The sequence below is a fragment of the Dictyobacter sp. Z7_2 genome (assembly GCF_057551105.1).
This window is the reverse complement of sequence record NZ_BAAJPE010000002.1, coordinates 646501-665676: the sequence shown is the minus strand read 5'-3', so window position 1 is coordinate 665676 and position 19176 is coordinate 646501. Positions and strand designations below refer to the sequence as shown.

Here is a 19176-nt window from a genome sequence, read left to right as displayed (position 1 = left end):
TTGAGACTACAAAGATGTTGGTGAAGGCTCCCTCACGTCTAATGCTCCCAATGCTTGCAAGGATGACTTTTGTGCATTGGTGAGGCCTTGGACGTCTGTGATCTTGAGCCGCTCATAGAGTCGATCCCGCCGCAGTGTGTGTAACATCTCGCCGCTCTCCATGTTCCACAGTCGGATGGCCCCGTCATCGCCGCAACTGGCTAGCATGTCCCCACCTGGACTCATCTTGAGTGCTTGCACAGTGCCCTGATGTGCCTCTCGTACTCGAACGCATTTCCCACTCTTCAGATCCCACCAGCGTAGCCTGCCGTCACCACCTCCACTGATCAACATCTCCCCTCTTGGGACCCAGCTCAGTGTGGCGGCTCCCCCCAGGTATCCTTCAAAGGCATGCACCTGCTTTCCACTACCTGTATCCCACACGAAGAGCTCTCCACCTCCTCGGGTGCTACCGACGGAGGCTAGCCTGTTCCCATCAGGACTCCAGGCTACGTTCATGACGGCTCCCTGATGTCCCTTCAGTTGCCGCTGCTGCGTGCCAATGGTCGCATCCCACAGATAGAGGATGCTATCATCCCCCCCTCCAGCCACCCACGTGCCATCCGGGCTCCAGGCCACACGCCTTAGCCAGGTCGCTAGTGCACGATCTGCCCATCTCAGGGTGTGTGCGGCTACGTCCCATACCTGTATTCCACGCTGATAGGTGCCGCAGGCCAGCAGCTTTCCGTCAGGACTCCATGTTACGCCGTAGAAGAGGGTGTCTGCGGAGTCGGAGTCCCCAATAGTCTGGAGACAGGAGCCAGAAGTCGGGTCCCATAGCCGGATGGCACTTGCCCACCCGGAACTGGCCAGCCTGCCCCCATCAGGACTCCATGCCACGCCGTAGACATTCTTACGATGACCGCGCAACACGCCTTGCGTCCTGCCACTGACTCCATCCCAGATGGTGACCAGCGTATCCGTGCCGCCACTAACCAACTGCCTGCCGTCAGGGCTCCAATCAAGGTCGTTGAGGGAGGTCACTGAGCCCTGGACTACACGTATGCACTGTGCACGTTCAACCTCCCATAGCCGCAGGGTGCCATCGTCGCCGCCACTGAGCAGGTAGCGACTCTCGGGCGTAAAAGCCAGACTATACACCTCACCATGATGTCCTTGCAGCACTGCTCGCAAGGTGCCGAGCTTCCCGTTCCACAGACGGATGGTGTGGTCAAAGCTGCCGCTGGCCAGCGTTCCTCCATCAGGACTCCAGGACACCCACCGTACCCTATCTGTATGTCCCGAGAGCGTCTGGAGATAGTGTCCACTTTCGACCTGCCAGAGCTTAACGGTGCCATCCCAACTCGCGCTGACGAGAACGCTGCCATCGGGAGCAAAGGCCAGACTGTGCACCCACATGCTGTGTCCGGCGAGGGTCTGTACACAGGAGGCTCTCCCTCCGAGTGGGATCTCCCAAAGGCGGATCGTGCCCGTGAAGTCACCACTGGCCAGCAGACCACCATCCGAGCTCCAGGATAGCGAGATGACTGAACTGGGATGCGGCAATTCTCCCAGGAGAGTGCCGAGCTTCGGATCCCAGAGTCGGATAGTCGGATCAACACCCCCGCTGGCTAGCAGCTTTCCATCGGGGGAAAAAGCCAGACACCATGCACCCTGCGTATGCCAGCGTGACCAGAGCAAGGCGCCACTCTCGAGGTCCCACAACTTGAGGCTACCATCCTCGCTTACAGTGGCAAGCATGTGTTCATCAGGGCTCAATGCAAGGGCTAACGTCGTGTCTGCATGGGCCTTCCAGGCCTGATGCAGGAGTTTACCTTCGTCACGCCACACGCGCACTTCTCCTCTCCTGCTGACTGCTGCCCAGTACTGCCCACTGCGGCTGATGGCCACGGAGGTAATGGCATCGAAAGTCTCGGAAAAGACGCATTTACTCAACACAGCTCCGGATAGATTCGTGTCTTGCATCTCGACCCCTTGCAAGTATGCCCCTCGAATGACGAGCCGTGAAAGATCCAGGCCACGCAGATCTCCCCGTAACACCCGCAACAGCGTAACCAGGTTGGCTGGCCCATACCCCTGAGCCAGATGGTCCCAGTCGTGCAAAGTGTTGAGCAAAGTGTACAAGTGTGCCTCCAGATCAGCTTGCCCCAGGTACATACTCTGCAATCGGGTGAGCAAGGGCACGATGATCAGCCGCTCTTGGATCTGACGTACGTATTCCTTAGCCTGAGCCTGGCATAGCCCATATTCGATGAGGCAGCCAAGTTTGCTTTGCTCAATCTCGCTTGCGGCCCACTCGATGATTCTGCTCGTCGCATATTCGAGTACCACTGACTGTAGTGTGAAGCTTCCTGGCAATTGCCCCCGCTCAATTAAACTGCGGCGTAGGAGTCCATCCAAAGCTTCAAGCACGTTGATGTTAGCTTTGGGCTCACTGAGGGCAGACAACAGATCCTCCACACTTACCGGTTCACGCAGGATGGCCAGCCAGCAGAAGACGGTCTGCTCAAGCACCGAGAGGCGAATATAGTGCTCATCCAACAGTTCTCGTACCCCCCCAAAGATTACCTTGCCATGCCTCAGAAACGGGAGGACTTCGCCACCAAAGAGTTCAGCAATGGTCTGCCCTACAATCTTTAATGCTAACGGATTGCCCTGGTAGACCTCAACCAGTCGCACTATATCCAGTGGGGAGCCCACGACTTCTTTCTCCTCCAACAACTGAGCACCCGCTTGCTCGTCCAATCCGGCCAGTCGTAAAGTTCGAACTGGAGAGCGCTTGCCTTCCAGGGGCACGAGATTTGCTAATTTTTCTCGGCTGGTGAGCAACAGGCAACTCTGGTGTCTGGTTTCCCCCAGAAGGCGCAGGAGTTGGTCATAGCCTTGTGCATCTGCACGCAGGTGGCCTGTGCTAGTCCCATCTTCTAGTAGGATCTCCCAATTGTCCAACACCAGAAGTACCCGCCGAGTACGCAGTTGCTCCATTAGTAGAGGCAGGTGGTCTTCCAGAACGTTCGAAACAGTTGGCTTCACTTGTGGAGCTAGTATCTGTAAACAGGTCTCTACCAGTGTGGCACTGTTGGGCATATCTCGAAGAGAGCGCCAGATCACGACCTCAAACTGCCTGGCTACCTGATACATTACTGTGACGACTAGCGCCGACTTGCCAATACCTCCCATGCCTAGTACACTGATAACTCGACAGCGATCCTCTCCGATCCATCGGCTGAGCAAGGTCAGTTCAGACACGCGTCCATAGAAACTGTATACATCGAGTGCCTCCTTCCAATCCACCTTTGGTTCACTTTTAGCGGAAGGCGCACTATGCCGACCAGTGTCAAAAGGCTGTTCTACTATGCCTTCACTCTGAGGCATGGTAGGTTGATTGAGTAATTGCTGTAGCCACCGCTCATTGAGTAGCACCTTCTGGTGGGCCGCACGCCAAAATGCTCGGATCTCCTCTTCCTCCTGTCCAGCGGCAAAGGCACCTTGCTGTAGGGCCAATGCCAATAAGGCTTGCAGGTGAACAGCTTTGGGATAGGTCTCACCAGCTTCCCAACGGCCCACGGCTTTGCGCGAGATGCTCAACACTGCTGCCAGTCCCGCTTGTGTCACTCCGATATTGGTGCGCAAGGTCAAGATTCTCTGGCCAAAGATATAATCTGGCTCTCCGTGCCAGGACCTACTCATAAGCAGACTCCTTTCAACGGACGGCAGGAGAGAACGCACATGGGACGTGAAATGAGACAGGTTGGGTACTGATTTCCCCAACTTTTGCCAATATACTGAGTCCTGTCGGATGCGCTCCATGCCAGTCCACAGTGACGCAAGGTGTGCCTGGGACCTCTCATGTGTTTCCAGGCACTTCCCTTAATGTTCTGCCTCTATCATAGCAGATTGTACACGTAGACAGCGAGCACAGAGCGTGTTTCGGGAGCAGAGAGGTAGATGACTCTCTCAGCAAAAGGAGTATCTGATGAAATACCCGGTGTCTTATCGCAGCGTGCAGGTCGATGACCTATCTATTTTCTATCGAGAGGCTGGGCCTAAAGACGCCCCAGTTCTTCTGTTGCTTCATGGCCTACCATCCTCTTCGCGGATGTTTGAGCCCCTGTTGCAGCGCTTGTCCGAACGCTATCACCTGATCGCCCCGGATTATCCGGGTTTCGGTCATAGCGATTGGCCTGATCCTACACAATTTGCTTACACCTTCGACCACATTACGACGGTGATGGAACACTTTATCGAGACGCTTGGCCTGACTCATTACAGCCTCTACATGCAAGACTATGGTGGCCCTGTTGGCTTTCGCATGGTGCTGGCTCACCCGGAGCGTGTGCAAGCGCTGATTGTTCAGGATGCCGTAGCACATAGTACGGGCCTTGGAGAAAACTGGAATCCTCGCCGCGCTTTTTGGGCTGATCGTGTCAGATATGAGGAAACGTTGCGCACGAACCTGCTCTCCCTTGCCACCACACGTACGCGGCATGTGGGCAATGATCCCCAGATCGAGCGCTACGATCCCGATCTGTGGATCGATGAATTCCGGTTTCTCAGTCAGCCGGGCCAGGCGGACATTCAGAGCAATCTGTTTTACGATTACCAATCCAACGTCGCTTCCTATCCTGAATGGCAGGAATGGATGCGCAAAAATCTGCCTCGCCTCCTCGTAATTTGGGGAAAGTACGAACTCTCGTTTGATGCTTCCGAACCGGAAGCGTTCCGCCGCGATGTGCCTGATGCTGAAGTACATATCGTCGATGGCGGTCACTTCGCGCTGGATACGGCAGCCGATGAAATTGCCAATCTGGTTGATCGCTTCCTGACACGTTCGAGGTAAACCTAATTGGAAAAATTGTCTGGTTTTCCCAAACAATCTGGAACCCAAACGTCTCTGTTCAATAGATGGCAGGAGGTATCAACATGGGACGTGAAATGGGACTGATTGGGTACTGTTTCCCTGACTTCTCTCAGTACACTTAAGTATGTTAGATGCGTTACATACTGGTTATATGTGTCAGAGCGCCAATACGCCTGTAAGGCCAGTAGAGTTTCTGGCAGGTTGACTTGATTTCTCACTCGTTCTCGATTTCACCGTGAGCCTGACCAGGATAACTTTGGTATGGATCGGTGCCAGGTGATCAAAGTCATGGCACCCCCATAAGGGCGCAGGTGCATCATCGGAATGTGACTATGCAGATTACATCATCAGAAGGGAAAAGGAGTATGAGTAATGCCAACACCACTCTTGATCGTCGTCACTTTTTGGGCGCTGCGGCTATGACGCTTGCTATTGCCCCGATTAGCCTGACCGGTTATGCAGAAGCACAGGCAAGTACGGTACAACCAGCTGAGCAGCCTGCAATGAAGCCGGGGACGAACACATCCTTCACTTCGCTTAAGCAGATCAAAGCCGGCCTTCTCAATATTGGATACGCGGAAGCAGGTCCTCCCAATGGTCCCGTCGTCATCCTGCTGCATGGCTGGCCCTACGATATTCACAGTTATGTTGATGTGGCGCCTTTGCTGGCACGGCTCGGCTACCGGGTGATCGTCCCGTATCTGCGTGGTTATGGCACCACGCGCTTTCTTTCAAATAAAACCTTTCGCAATGGCCAGCAGTCGGTAGTCGCTCTCGATATCATTGCTTTGATGGATGCCCTCAAGATCGAAAAGGCCATCCTGGGTGGTTATGATTGGGGCGCACGTACGGCTGATATCATTGCGGCCATCTTCCCAGAGCGCAGCAAGGCCCTTGTCTCGGTGAGCGGTTATCTGATTGGCAGCCAGCAAGCTGGCAGTGTTCCGTTACCACCGAAGGCTGAGCTCCAGTGGTGGTACCAGTATTACTTCGCTACGGAACGTGGCCGTGCTGGCTACGAGGAATACCGACACGACTTCGCAAAGCTCATTTGGCAGATCGCTTCGCCAAAATGGAACTTTGACGATGCCACGTTCGAGCGCAGTGCAGTGGCTTTCGAGAATCCCGATCACGTTGACATTGTGATCCATAACTACCGCTGGCGGCTTGGACTGGCTAAAGGTGAACCGCAATATGATGAATTGGAACAGCGGCTTGCCAAAGGCCCAGATATTACCGTGCCTACAATTACGCTGGAAGGCGATGCCAATGGTGCTCCCCATCCGGATGCCAGTTCCTATGCCCAGAAATTTTCGGGCAGATATACGCATCGGATCATCACGGGAGGTGTTGGACACAATCTACCTCAAGAAGCTCCGCAGGCCTTTGCTCAAGCTGTCATCGATGTTGATAAATATTAGATTTCTCCATGCTGTCTTTGGAAGGAAACGTTCACAAGATCGGGAATTGGCCCGTTATGTAATCAATCTGAAAGGTATCAAAACAAAGGAGAACTCTTATGGACACCCAAACCAACAGAACGAGACAGACGCAGTTTGCTATTCGACCCTTCCACATCGATATTCCTGAAGAAGCGATCGCCGAATTGCGTCGGCGTATCACCGCGACAGTCTGGCCCGAGAAGGAGACCGTCGCAGATGCGTCACAGGGCGTGCAACTGGCGACAATGCAGCAACTCGCGCGTTACTGGGGGACCGACTACGACTTCCGGCGGTTCGAGATGCAACTCAATGCCCTGCCGCAGTTTATAACCGAGATTGATGGGCTCGATATTCATTTCATTCATGTTCGTTCGAGACATGAACATGCGTTGCCACTCATAGTTACGCATGGCTGGCCCGGCTCGGTTATTGAGCAGATCAAGATCATCGATCCACTGACTAATCCTACGGCCCATGGCGGCAGTGCGTCGGACGCTTTCGATCTGGTGATTCCGTCGCTGCCGGGCTACGGGTTCTCAGGTAAGCCGACCATGACCGGCTGGGACCCCATCCGTGTCGCACGTGCGTGGATTGTGTTGATGAAGCGGTTGGGATACACGCGATTTGTAGCGCAAGGTGGCGATTGGGGCAATGCTGTGACGGAACAGATGGCTCTGCAAATGCCTCCTGAATTACTCGGCATTCACACCAACATGCCTGCCACCGTCCCAGACGATGTCGCCAGGGCACTCCAGTTTGGTGATCCGCCACCATCCGGTCTCTCTGCTGATGAACGGCACGCGTACGATCAGCTGGACTTTTTCTATAAACATGGCCTTGCTTACTCCCAGGAGATGGGGAACCGCCCGCAGACGCTTTACGGGATTGCGGATTCACCCATTGGTTTGGCCGCCTGGATGCTTGACCACGATGCTAGCAGTTACGCTCTCATCGCGCGCTCCTTTGACGAACATACGGGTGGTCTCACACGAGACGACGTTCTTGACAACGTGACACTTTACTGGTTGACGAACACTGCGATCTCATCGGCTCGTCTGTATTGGGAAAGCAAGCTTGCCTTTTTCGCCCCAAAAGGTGTCGCAATCCCTGTTGCGGTGAGCGCCTTTCCTGACGAGCTCTATCAGGCTCCGCAGAGTTGGACAGAGCGGGCGTATCCCAAACTTATCTATTACAACAAGCTCGACAGAGGGGGCCACTTTGCAGCGTGGGAACAGCCGCAACTCTTTTCGCAAGAGATGTACGCGGCGTTCCGATCACTGCGCTGATGGGCGCGTACTGAGACCTCTATGCTAGTATGTCCACCCTCCACGATGATGTGGGGAAATATATCATGCGGCGAACTCAAGTCGTTGGATGTTGGCATCGGCAATGGTGCCGATGCACATTGCCATCTATCCAATCCTATGGAAGGTATGTATCATGAAAGCAAACCGGCCCTTGTTCTCTACTAAACACGCTCGCGCCAGCGGAGCTTCGATGGCACTCTTCTCCAAGGACGAAAGCGCAGAGCAGCAGATGGCGCCCACTACCATTTCTCTCCCTTTTGAAGGTGAGATGCCTTCTCTGGAGCGTGCGACTGCGTGGCTCAATTCGCAGTCACTCTCGACAGCCGACCTGAGAGGAAAGGTCGTGCTCATTAACTTCTGGACCTATACCTGTATCAATTGGCTTCGCTCACTGCCCTATGTCCGTGCATGGGCCGAGAAATATCAGGAGCAAGGAGTAGTAGTGATTGGCGTGCACACTCCTGAGTTTCCCTTTGAGCGTGACATTGAGAATGTTCGCCGAGCAGTCAGGGATATGCGTATCGATTATCCCATTGCGATTGATAACGACTATGCAATCTGGCGTACTTTTGTGAACCACTACTGGCCAGCCCTCTACTTCGTTGATGCGCAAGGACACCTTCGACATCACTACTTCGGCGAGGGCGCATATGAACAATCCGAGCAGGTCCTTCAAAACTTACTGATAGAAGCTGGCAGAGGGGGCATCGATCATGAACTGGTTTCAGTCGATGCTCGTGGTGCTGAAGCGGCTGCCGATTGGGACAGTTTGAGATCTCCGGAAACTTATGTCGGCTATGAGCGTGCTGAGCACCTTGCGTCCCCCGGCGGTGCGGTCCTGGACACACGTCGCGTCTATGTAGTTCCCGCCAAGTTGAGGCTCAATCATTGGGCCATTGCGGGGGATTGGACGGTGGAGCAACAGGCATCGGTGTTAAATAAAGCCAACGGGAGGATCGTGTCTCGCTTTCATGCCCGCGACCTACATCTGGTCATGGGGCCGGCAGTGCGAGGAACATCTGTACGCTTTCGCGTGCGCATCGATGGACAACTGCCAGGCGCGGCTCATGGCATTGACATTGATGACCAGGGCAACGGTGTGGTGAGTCAACAGCGGCTCTATCAGCTGATCCGCCAACCGAAGCCCATTACTGATCGGCAGTTTGAGATCGAGTTTCTCGATGCAGGCGTAGAGGTCTTTGTCTTTACGTTTGGCTGATTCATGACACCAGAGCAAACTTGAGCAACCTCTAGAGAGTATCTGGTGAACATGTCAGAGCTACAGCGTTTGTTACTGGTGTTGCTTGATAAACTCGAGGGCGATTTCAGCGACTTCAGGCCATCCATGATCAATGATCAGCGAGTGCCCACGACCAGCGAGTTCGTGGAATTCGGTGGTAGCGGGATTGCTCTGTTGTAGTTTGTACGCGGCTTTGACCACGACTGCCGGGACTGTATGGTCTTTCTCGCCAGCAATCAGCAAAAGTGGTCCACGCTCAGGATTTTTTGTATCTACTTTATCCTCTGTCCAGGGGTTGAGGTTGGCGGCGGCGGCCTGAAAAAGGGGTGTACCAGGACCAGGAACAGCGAATGTTTCATAGAGCTGACGAGCTTCCGTTTCGTCTAGCTCGTTGGTAAAACCATAATGGAACTGTTCGAATGTCAGCGCGACTGACCGGTGGTAGTTGGCTGGATTGCTCAGAACCGGCGAGCCTGATTTGAGCTCAGAGAGCGGCAATGGCAGTACACCACGGAATCCAGCTGGATCAATGGCCACTGTCGCAACGGATAATTCTCGATCGGCCAGTTGCTGCGCGAAAAGTCCGCCGAAGGAATGCCCAATGATTACAGGTCTCTTGTTGAGGTGGCTTATCACATTACTGAAATGATCCACGATCTGTTTAATCCGTTTATTCGCAAAGGTTTCTGGATCGTCTTTTGCATTGACAACGGTTTCTGGATCATCAGGCCAGCCGGGGGCAAGAGTAGTATAGCCTCGCTCCTCAAAGAATGCACGCCAGGGATCCCAACTGGATGCGAGGAGCCAGAGTCCGTGCACGAACACGACTGGCTGCAATCCTGAGGCATTGGCACGCTCGATCTCTTGCTGTTCACGAGTTGTCAGGGTTTCCATATCAGTACTCCTTTGGGTTGTCAGAAGGGCTCATTTTGCATATTAATGCATATTAGTGCATTTTGGTACATATGTAACCCTTTATGATGTTTGGCTTTGCGCAGAAAATTGGTGATGCACGATCTGATTGAAAATAGAATTGATCTTTTTCTATTGGTATATTTTGAGTATGGAAGAAAAGGAGGAGAAAGACATGTCCCAAATGGTGTATTTCTGGCATGGCTATCCTATGGCCCAAAAGATGTAGTGGTATGGCTTTACACTGTCTCCTTGATGTAGCTATGGTGAATTAGACACTCATGATTGGTTGTGCGTCGTTTGGTTTGGATTATTTCGTTGGGTCAGGCAATACGGGATGTCCAACTTAACAATGTTTCCTTTGGCCCATGACAGGATGTATGTCTGGGGCTATACTGATAGAAAAAGTAGTGAAAAAGCGCATCTTGTGCAGTTCTGGTGTGCTGCCGATGAGTTGTCGCGGGTACTCTGGCTTTTGCGCTGGCAGGCGAGATGACGTGCACCAGCGTGCTGAAAGAAGTGAGATAACACAATGAAAGCAATCCGTATTCATGGCCGTGGTGGAGCAGATCATCTTGTCTATGAAGATGCACCAAAGCCTGAACCAGGTCCAAGCGAAGTATTGGTTCGTGTCTATGCAACTGGCGTTATCGCCACTGAATTGACCTGGGACGAGACTTATCAAACGGTGGCAGGCATTCAGCGAGCATTCCCGATTCCAGGGCATGATTTCTCAGGAATAGTAGAGGAAACTGGTACCGATATCACAAATCTGGCAAAAGGAGCCGAGGTCTATGCTTTGATAGACTTCGATCGCGATGGCGCCGCAGCAGAATATGCGATTGCTCGTTCTGATGAACTAGCTCTCAAGCCGCGCTCACTCGACCATATTCAGGCGGCTGCCGTTCCGCTGACCGCTCTAACTGCCTGGCAGGCGCTTTTTGAGCATGCCAATTTACAGCAAGGCCAGACGATCCTGATCCATGGCGCAGCTGGAGGCGTCGGCGTATTTGCAGTCCAGTTTGCTCGTTGGGCAGGTGCGCGTGTGATTGCGACCGGGTCGGCGGCGAATCATGCTTTGCTGCGCGAATTGGGAGCCAGTGAGGTGATCGACTATACTACTACACGCTTTGAAGAGGTCGTCAAGGATATAGATGTAGTCTTTGATCCCATTGGCGGCGAGACTGTCCAGCGATCCTGGCCGATTATCAAGTCAGGAGGGGTGCTGATCTCTATCACCAGCCCACGCCCCTCTTTCGAAGAGGCCAAGGCTTTCAATGTGCGACCGATCTGGTTTATCGTCAGGCCTAATCGTGATCAGCTGACTCGAATCGCCTCGGTGATTGACGAAGGACATGTGCGACCAATTATTGACACGATCCTTCCTCTTTCGCAGGCTCGCCAGGCCTACGAGTATGGAGCGAGAGGGCACACTCGTGGCAAAATCGTCTTGCGCGTGATGGAATAAGTCATGTTTGTAGAAAGGAATAGTAGATGGCAGGATCGCTTGCAGGTAAAGTTGCTTTGGTGACTGGTGGCAATAGTGGTATTGGTCTGGCAACCGCCAGGGAATTTCATGCCAATGGAGCCCGAGTCGTGATCGCAGGGCGAAACCAGGAAACCCTTACCGAGGCTGCTCGCCAGATGGGGGATGATGTGTTGGCAGTGCAGGCCGATATCTCCCAACTTGGCGACATTGATCACTTGATGGCACGGATACATGAGGCGTTTGGCAAACTGGATATCCTTTTTATCAACGCTGGTATTTTTAAAGGCGCCTCGTTAGAAGAGATAGATGAACAGGCCTTTGACGAGATGTTCAATGCCAACTTTAAGGGGGCGTATTTCACCATCCAGAAAGCGCTTCCCTTGCTCAAATCTCCGTCCTCGGTAATCTTCAATGGGTCGGTCAATGCGCTTACAGGTATTACAAATAGCTCACTGTATACAGCCAATAAAGGCGCGGTGCACGCTCTCGCCCGAGCTCTGGCGGCCGAGCTCATCGATCGTGGCATTCGAGTAAATACCATTGCCATTGGCCCAACTGCGACAAATCTCTTATCTCGTTCGGGCTCTTCGCCAGAGATCCTACATGCGCAAGACGTGGCACGCATCAGCCGCTCACCAATCAAGCGTCTGGGTAGCCCTGAAGAAGTGGCAAAAGTTGCACTGTTCCTTGCTTCAGATGCCTCATCTTTTGTGGTTGGCTCAGAAATTGCCGCTGATGGGGGCTGGCTTTTAAACATTGTATAGGCGATAAATGCGAACACAAACCTGATAGCGTATGAAGCGTCATCAGGTGTGACCTGCCTGCTGCCACGATAATAAAGAGGTATGTAAGCACGCAGAAAGTTGTTCTCGTACGCAAGTCATTTAGGAGAAAGGACAAACGTATGTTCGGTATTCAGGATGTTATAAGGAAACAAAAATCACTTTATCGGATAGCGCTTTTCATAAGCGGAATCCTGGTGGTCCTGGCTGTCTTGTTCGTTGGCATGAAGACAGTCAATGCGACACCATCTGCCACATCTTCATCCCTTCCTCAGGGATTCACTCAGGGGGATGTACATGTGAATGGCGTTCGTTTGCATTATGTGCAGGCTGGCCAGGGCACTCCTATTGTATTGCTGCATGGATTTCCCGAAAATGAGCACGAGTGGTACAAAGTGATGCCAGGGCTTGCTCAACATTATCACGTCATTGCTCTGGATATGCGAGGTGCAAGCCTCTCTGATGCTCCTGCTACTGGCTATGATAAGACAACGTTGGCACGCGATGTACATGGAGCCGTACAACAGCTTCACCTGGGCTCGATTAACCTGGTTGGCCATGATATCGGTTCAATGGTTGCGTATTTCTATGCGGCCATGTATCCCGCAGAGGTCCGCCATCTGGTCCTGATGGAAGCTCCGATTCCGGATGCTCAGATATACAGCTATCCAGCGTTGACTGCCAGTGGGCCGGGTTTGTGGTGGTTTGGATTATTTAATACTCCGAGTATGCCTCAGACTCTTATCCAGGGGCGTGAGATGCAGTTTATCACGGAGTTTTACAAGTACAGTGTCCCTCCTGTGGTTGCGGGCAGTATTACGAGCGAGGACCTGAAGATCTATGCGCAAGACTTGCGTGGAACAGCACATTTGCGTGCCTATGTTGGTTACTTCGGCACCCTCTCACAGGATGTCGCACGTGTGCAGCAACTTGGCCAGACAAAGCTTACCATGCCTGTGCTAGCCATTGGGGCTGATCATAGCCTGGGAGATGCACTAGGAAAGCAGGTCCAGCAGTATGCAACGAATGTGCAATCTGTGGTATTTGCTAACTCGGGGCACTGGATACCTGAAGAATATCCCCAGAAAACCGTCCAGTATCTGACAGCTTTCTTTGCAAAGTAGAGAGATTATGCGATTAACATCGTGTTGAATGCATGAGATAATATCACACCTCTTTCTTGTGATGTTTATCTGGAAGATTGCTAAGTAAGCACAAGAAGAGAGAGCATGGAGATTCAAATCTTCATGCTCTCTCTTCTTGTGCTTATTTGGGACCCCTTCATACCTATGATCTGATATTATAGAGAAGATACATTTATTTAAAGGGAAGTGTCTGGAGTTATGTGAGAGTGCCCCAGACCTTCCGCAGTTGAGATGGACCGCACGGAGCGTATCCAACCATGGTTCAAGTATAGCGTGAACTCGTGGGAGAATCATCGTCCCAATACGTCCCATTTCACGTTTTACCAATTCCCATCTGATGCGCCGTTACGGTTCTTTCTAGAAGGAGCAGACTTATGAGGCAGCCCTCCTACAGGGAGCGAGATTATGCCTTTGGTCAGATGGTGCTACTCCTACGTACGGGCCTTGAATTGACGCAAATAGAAATAGCTGGGATATTGGGCATCTCGCGGAAAGCTGTGGGCAGGTGGGAGGCTGGTGAGATGTATCCCAGGCTACCTCATCTCAAAGCTTTGCTCGCTTTTGCGCTCGATCAGCATGCTTTTACGGGTGGCCATGAAGAGGAGGAGATCAGGGCTTTCTGGCAAGCGGCTCACCAGAAGACACCCCTTGACGAACGATGGCTCCATGAACTATTTGTATCTCCACGTTCCCAACAAGCTCTTACGAGCTCAGGAGATGTTGAATTGACACAAGAGGGTAATGCTATTGTTCCACTACCTGTCAGAGGTGCACCGCGTGTCGATTGGGGGGATGCACTGGATGTGCCAGGGTTCTATGGACGCGAAGAAGAATCAGCCCGACTGAGTGAGTGGGTGGTTCAGGAGCGTTGCCGCCTCGTCTGTGTTCTTGGTATGGGTGGTATTGGCAAGTCAGCACTCACCGTCAAATTTATGCATCATGTTGCTTCCCACTTCGATGTTGTCATCTGGCGTTCCATGCGTGATGCGCCTGCGTGTGAAGCACTGCTGGATGAATATCTCCAGATACTTGTTCCCAATGTACCTTCTGAGGTATCTGCTGGCTTGGAACGACGCCTACGTCTTCTACTGGAGGCTTTGCGCAGCATGCGCGTCCTGTTGGTGCTTGATAATCTGGAGACGCTGCTGGAGGAAGGCCAGCCTGCGGGCCATATGCGTTCGGGCTACGAGGGTTATGCTCAACTGTTACAGCGTCTCGGGGAGACCGATCATCAGAGCTGTCTGCTGCTAACCGGACGTGAGAAACCGAGCATCCTTGCCCCATACGAGGGCAGCCGGGAGACGGTGCGCTCCTTGCGCCTTTCCCAACTGGATGTCGACTCCTGCCAGCGCCTGCTGGCCGAAAAAGACGTTACGGGCAGCGCTGCCGATTATGATCAGTTGATCACTGCGTATGCTGGCAATCCCCTGGCGTTGAAGATTGTGGCACAGACTATCGTAGACCTCTTTGATGGCGAGATCACATCCTTTTTAGCACAGGGTGAGGTGGTCTTTGGTGGAGTGCGTGCACTGTTAAGTGAACAATACGCCCGACTTATCGATACGGAACAGACGCTGCTTCGTTGGTTAGCCATCCTGCGTGAGCCGGTGAGCATTAAAGAATTGCTGGCGGTGATCGGTGTATCAGTCTCTCGCACTGAGACTCTGGAAGCAATCGATGGCTTGTGGCGACGTTCACTTCTTGAGCGAGGCCAGCTTCGGGGGAGTTTTACGCTGCAATCGGTGGTGTTGGAATATATGACAGGGCAGTTCATTGCTGAAGTGACTGACGAAATTCAAGAGGGCAAGCTCGCGCGGCTTATCGAGCATGGACTAGAACTGGCTACGGGCAAGGACTATGTGCGACAGACCCAGAGGCGTCTTATCGTGATCCCCATTCTGGAGAATCTGCACAATCTCTATCCAGTGCGGTCCGCCCTTGAGAAGCATCTGCTCGCGCTTCTGAATTATTTGCGCGAGAGGGCTGACTATGCTCAGGGGTATGGACCAGCGAACCTGTTGGCTTTGTTGCGTGAGCAGCGTGGTCATCTGCGCGACCTGGATCTGTCACAGCTCACCATTCGAGGCGCATACCTGCGCGGGATCGAGATGCAGGATACCTCTCTGGCTTATGCCACCTTGCGTGATACTCTCTTCAATGAGGCATTTGATATCCCCTGGTCTGTAGCTATCAGTTGCCGTGGACGGTATTGGGCCATGGGGAGCAGGCGAGGAGAAGTGCGCGTGTGGCGTGAAGAAGGTAAACTCCTCCATCTGGCCTGGCAAGCTCATACCGACACGGTGCGTTCCCTCGCCTTCAGCCCTGACGAGCGCCTGCTAGCAACGGGCAGCTGGGATGGAAGTATTAAGTTGTGGGATATTGAAACCAGTGCCCTGCTCTGGATGGCCCAGTCTACTGATAACATTGAATGTTTAGCTTTCGCCCCCGATGGACGTACACTGGCCAGTGCTGGTGATGATGCCGCTATCCAACTATGGGATACTCATACTGGCGCACAGCGCCTGACGCTTTCCGATCAGGATGGCCCATTGTTTGCTCTGGCTTGGAGCCTCGATGGATGCCTGCTCGCCAGTGGAGGTATCGATGGCCGTATTCGACTCTGGGAGCTTACGGGGACACAGCCAAAAACTCCTGTACATATACTCATAGGCCATACCGACTGGGTGCTGGGACTGGCCTTTTCCCCTGATGGTACATTGCTGGCCAGTGGCAGCTGGGATGGTACCGTCAGCGTGTGGGAAGTCGAAAGTCTGCGCTTGCGCCAGAAGTTGACCGGGCATATCGACCGGGTGCGAGCGGTTATCTGGAGTCCCAATGGACAGCTCCTTGCCAGTTGTGGCTTTGATCAGACAATCTGGCTCTGGGACGTTGAGCGGGGCCGTTATCGAACCGGGTTGCATGGCCATACAGCTGGTATCTACGATCTTGCCTTTACCCCTGACAGTGCCAATCTCCTGAGCGGCAGCGAAGATGGCACCTTGAGAGTATGGGATGTGGAGCATGGACAGTGTATTCACATTATGCAGGGCTACGCCATCTCGCTTTATGATGTGGCCTGGAGTCCGGATGGTACGCAACTCGCCAGTGCAGGATCGGATACGCAGATAGCCATCTGGAAGATGGAGAGCCCATCGGCATCCTGGGTGTTACATGGCCATCGCTCTCTCGTATTTGGGGTGGACTGGAGTCCGGATGGGAAGATTCTCGCTAGTAGTGGATGGGATAATAGCGTTCGATTATGGAACGTGAGTACTGGCGAGGTTCAACAACACTTGCATGATCCCGGTCATATGAATAATCTCTTCTTCGGAGTAGCATGGAGCCCGGATGGTCGGCGACTTGCGGCTGCAAGTTATCAGCATGGAGTGCAGGTATGGGAGCTAACGACTGACAATCCACGCTGGGTGAGTTACGCTCAATCAACCCGTATCCGCCGCATAGCCTGGAGCCCCGATGGCGGTTGTCTGGCCAGTTGCGGCGATGATGGTAGTGTCTTCCTTTGGAATGTTACAGATGGTACTCTGCGAGCTTCGCTGCATGGGCATAGCAGTATGGTTATGTGCGTAGCCTGGAGTCCTGATGGGACCAAAATCGCCAGTGGAGGCCAGGGAAGAGATGGGGGAGAGATCATCATCTGGGATGCACTGAGTTACGAGCCTTTGCGGTCCTGGCATGTCTCGGACGCGATCGTGTATGCACTGGTCTGGAGTCCCATGGATGGATTGTTGCTCAGCGGTAGTAGCGATGGCATGCTCCGCTGGTGGGATATCAGGTACAGCGAGTGTGTACGTGTGCTACACGGCCATCAAGGAACCATTCATTCTCTCAAAGTGCATCCCGATGATAAGACGCTAGCAAGTAGTGGTGATGATAATGCCGTTCGACTCTGGGACCTCCAGAAATACAGACTAATCCAGACATTGCGGCGTGACCGACCCTACGAACGCCTCAATATCGGGAACATGAAAGGAGTATCGAAAGTGCAAAAAGAGAATCTAGGGGCGCTGGGCGCGATTGAATGATTGCTATGCTGGCATTTCCTCTTCTTCAACGTCCCATAAATCATAATGGGAAGGAGTGGGTCGAGCATTGTTACCTTGTGTCCCGTGACTTCACTCAATCTGAAAAGTATACTGCCCCTATGACCAGATTATGACAGAGAGTGTCTGGTTATAGGGGCAGTATACATGAGATGTCCGAGAAGATTAAGAGGTAGAGAAAGGTTCTATTGTACACGGAAAAAGGAAAGTGAGAAGATGATAGCCGAACACTCCTATGTGAATCAGCCAATTGAGAAGCAGAATCTCTTCCTCACGACAAAACTTCAACTTCCAACCTCTATGCATCCTCTGGTTTCACGCTCGCGCCTGCTGGAACGTGTTGATCAGGGTCTTGAAGGAAGACTTACCCTTATCTGTGCCCCCGCTGGTGCGGGTAAAACAATGTTTTTCACGGACTGGGTGCGGCACAATCATAAGATGCCTGTTGCCTGGGTCTCGTTGGATGAGTACGATAACGATCCAGCAAACTTCTGGCTCTATGTTTGCACCGCTCTGGGACGAGTGCACCGAGAGCTAGAAGAACAATTGTCCCGTGTATGGCTGGCCTGTTCGCCTGGCAGTCAGGCTATGCTCATCCAACTGTTGAATCTTCTGGCCGAGTCAAACATCCCTTTCGTCCTGGCGCTGGACGACTATCATTTGATCACCGCCAACGTGATTCATCATGCAGTCTCTTTTCTGATTGATCATATGCCTGCTAACATGCATCTAGTTCTGCTTACCCGCTTTGAGCCGTCGTTCTCCCTTGCTCGCTTGCGTGTACGTGGACTGCTTACGGAGATACGTGAGGACGATCTGCGCTTTACTCCTGAGGAGGTAGAGTGTTTCTTTACGGTTACCACCGAGCTCCGGTTGACACAGGTGCATATCCAGGCTGTAACTGAGCGCACCGAAGGATGGGTTACGGGCCTCCAACTGGCTGTGCTGGCACTACGGAGCTGTTCGGACCTGGACACATTTATGGCTTCATTTACCGGAAGTAATCGCTATATTGTAGATTACTTGCTTGAAGAGGTAATAGCTCACCAATCGCAAGAGGTTCAGACATTTCTTCTCTCCACAGCCATCCTTGATCGCCTGTGTGCATCATTATGCGCAAGCGTGCTCGCTGGTTGCCCTGAGAGAGCCGAGCCGCATCAGCGGAACCTCTCTCTGCCATTGGATGCCAGTGGCTCGGCGCAAGAGATGCTTGAATATCTGGAGCGTATAAACCTCTTCCTCATTCCACTTGATCACCAGCGCCGTTGGTACCGCTATCACCACCTCTTTGCCCAGGTCCTACAGGAGCGGCTTGCACTACTCTATCCCACTCGAATTGCTGAACTACATGTGCGAGCCAGTATCTGGTATGAGCAGCAGGGATATTGGAGTGAGGCGATTACCCATGCTCTGGCGACTGGAGATGTTGAACGAGCAAAATATTTGCAGGTTGCATCTCGGGCAAAGCCCTGTGAATTTAGCTGCACGGTTGCCGATGAGAGAGGACCAATGAGTGTATGGCATGCGCAAACAAGTTCATCTGAGGTTATTCAATCTAGCTCATTACCACTACTTGATCCCCTTAGTGAGCGCGAACGGCAAGCGCTCTACCTTCTGTCTACCGGAGCAACCAATGTTGCGATTGCTCAGCAACTTGTCATCTCCTCCGGGACTGTGAAGCGTCATATGAGTAATATCTTCTCAAAACTAGGCGTGACCAATCGCACACAGGCCGTCGTACGTGCAAGGGATCTGCGCATACTCTGAGGTACTATGGAGATGCATGCAGGTTTCTGTACAAAAGAAAAATACCCCTTCCATCCATTTTACCCCTCAATGGAGATCTTCTCACCCTTTTTTGGTATAATTGTGGCGCCCGTTATCCACCATAAGGCACATAAAAACATATCTGAGTTGGGTAGAAATAAAGCTGCTGC

Annotated in this window: 10 protein-coding genes and 1 pseudogene; 9 read left to right on the top strand and 2 right to left on the bottom strand. The window is 52.7% G+C overall.

Annotated features, from left to right (window positions below; all coding sequences use genetic code 11):
* Window positions 1–6: 6 nt before the first annotated feature.
* Window positions 7–3690, bottom strand: coding sequence for a WD40 domain-containing protein (locus AC27N8_RS16165; protein ID WP_487068420.1), 3684 nt, complete (start codon window positions 3688–3690; stop codon window positions 7–9).
* 286 nt (window positions 3691–3976) lie between these two features.
* Between AC27N8_RS16165 and AC27N8_RS16160 the strand changes: the two genes are divergently transcribed.
* From AC27N8_RS16160 to AC27N8_RS16145, 4 genes and pseudogenes are all read left to right on the top strand, one after another.
* Window positions 3977–4840 (top strand): alpha/beta fold hydrolase, encoded by an 864-nt coding sequence (locus AC27N8_RS16160; protein ID WP_487068419.1) that lies wholly within the window; start codon window positions 3977–3979, stop codon window positions 4838–4840.
* Window positions 4841–5226: 386 nt separating this feature from the next.
* A complete protein-coding gene (locus AC27N8_RS16155) occupies window positions 5227–6282 on the top strand; it encodes an alpha/beta fold hydrolase (RefSeq protein ID WP_487068418.1) in 1056 nt (351 codons plus the stop codon).
* Between the two features lie 137 nt (window positions 6283–6419).
* Window positions 6420–7589, top strand: a pseudogene (locus tag AC27N8_RS16150) (epoxide hydrolase family protein); the annotation flags it as partial.
* A gap of 154 nt (window positions 7590–7743) precedes the next feature.
* Window positions 7744–8829, top strand: coding sequence for a thioredoxin family protein (locus AC27N8_RS16145; protein WP_487068417.1), 1086 nt, complete (start codon window positions 7744–7746; stop codon window positions 8827–8829).
* Window positions 8830–8901: 72 nt separating this feature from the next.
* Here AC27N8_RS16145 and AC27N8_RS16140 read toward each other — a convergent pair whose 3' ends face one another.
* The gene (locus AC27N8_RS16140; protein WP_487068416.1) at window positions 8902–9744 is read right to left on the bottom strand and encodes an alpha/beta hydrolase; all 843 of its coding nucleotides are present in this window, start codon (window positions 9742–9744) and stop codon (window positions 8902–8904) included.
* Between the two features lie 550 nt (window positions 9745–10294).
* On the opposite strand from AC27N8_RS16140, the gene AC27N8_RS16135 reads away from it, so the two are divergent.
* The 5 genes from AC27N8_RS16135 (at window position 10295) to AC27N8_RS16115 (ending at window position 19006) form a co-directional block, all read left to right on the top strand.
* Entirely contained in the window at window positions 10295–11230 is a 936-nt protein-coding gene (locus AC27N8_RS16135) for an NADP-dependent oxidoreductase (protein WP_487068415.1), read from the top strand.
* A gap of 26 nt (window positions 11231–11256) precedes the next feature.
* Window positions 11257–12015 (top strand): SDR family oxidoreductase, encoded by a 759-nt coding sequence (locus AC27N8_RS16130; RefSeq protein WP_487068414.1) that lies wholly within the window; start codon window positions 11257–11259, stop codon window positions 12013–12015.
* Window positions 12016–12155: 140 nt separating this feature from the next.
* Window positions 12156–13157 (top strand): alpha/beta fold hydrolase, encoded by a 1002-nt coding sequence (locus AC27N8_RS16125; protein ID WP_487068413.1) that lies wholly within the window; start codon window positions 12156–12158, stop codon window positions 13155–13157.
* 395 nt (window positions 13158–13552) lie between these two features.
* Window positions 13553–17221, top strand: a complete 3669-nt coding sequence (locus AC27N8_RS16120; protein WP_487068412.1) for a WD40 domain-containing protein — start codon at window positions 13553–13555, stop codon at window positions 17219–17221.
* 234 nt (window positions 17222–17455) lie between these two features.
* Window positions 17456–19006 (top strand): helix-turn-helix transcriptional regulator, encoded by a 1551-nt coding sequence (locus AC27N8_RS16115; RefSeq protein WP_487068411.1) that lies wholly within the window; start codon window positions 17456–17458, stop codon window positions 19004–19006.
* Window positions 19007–19176: the final 170 nt, after the last annotated feature.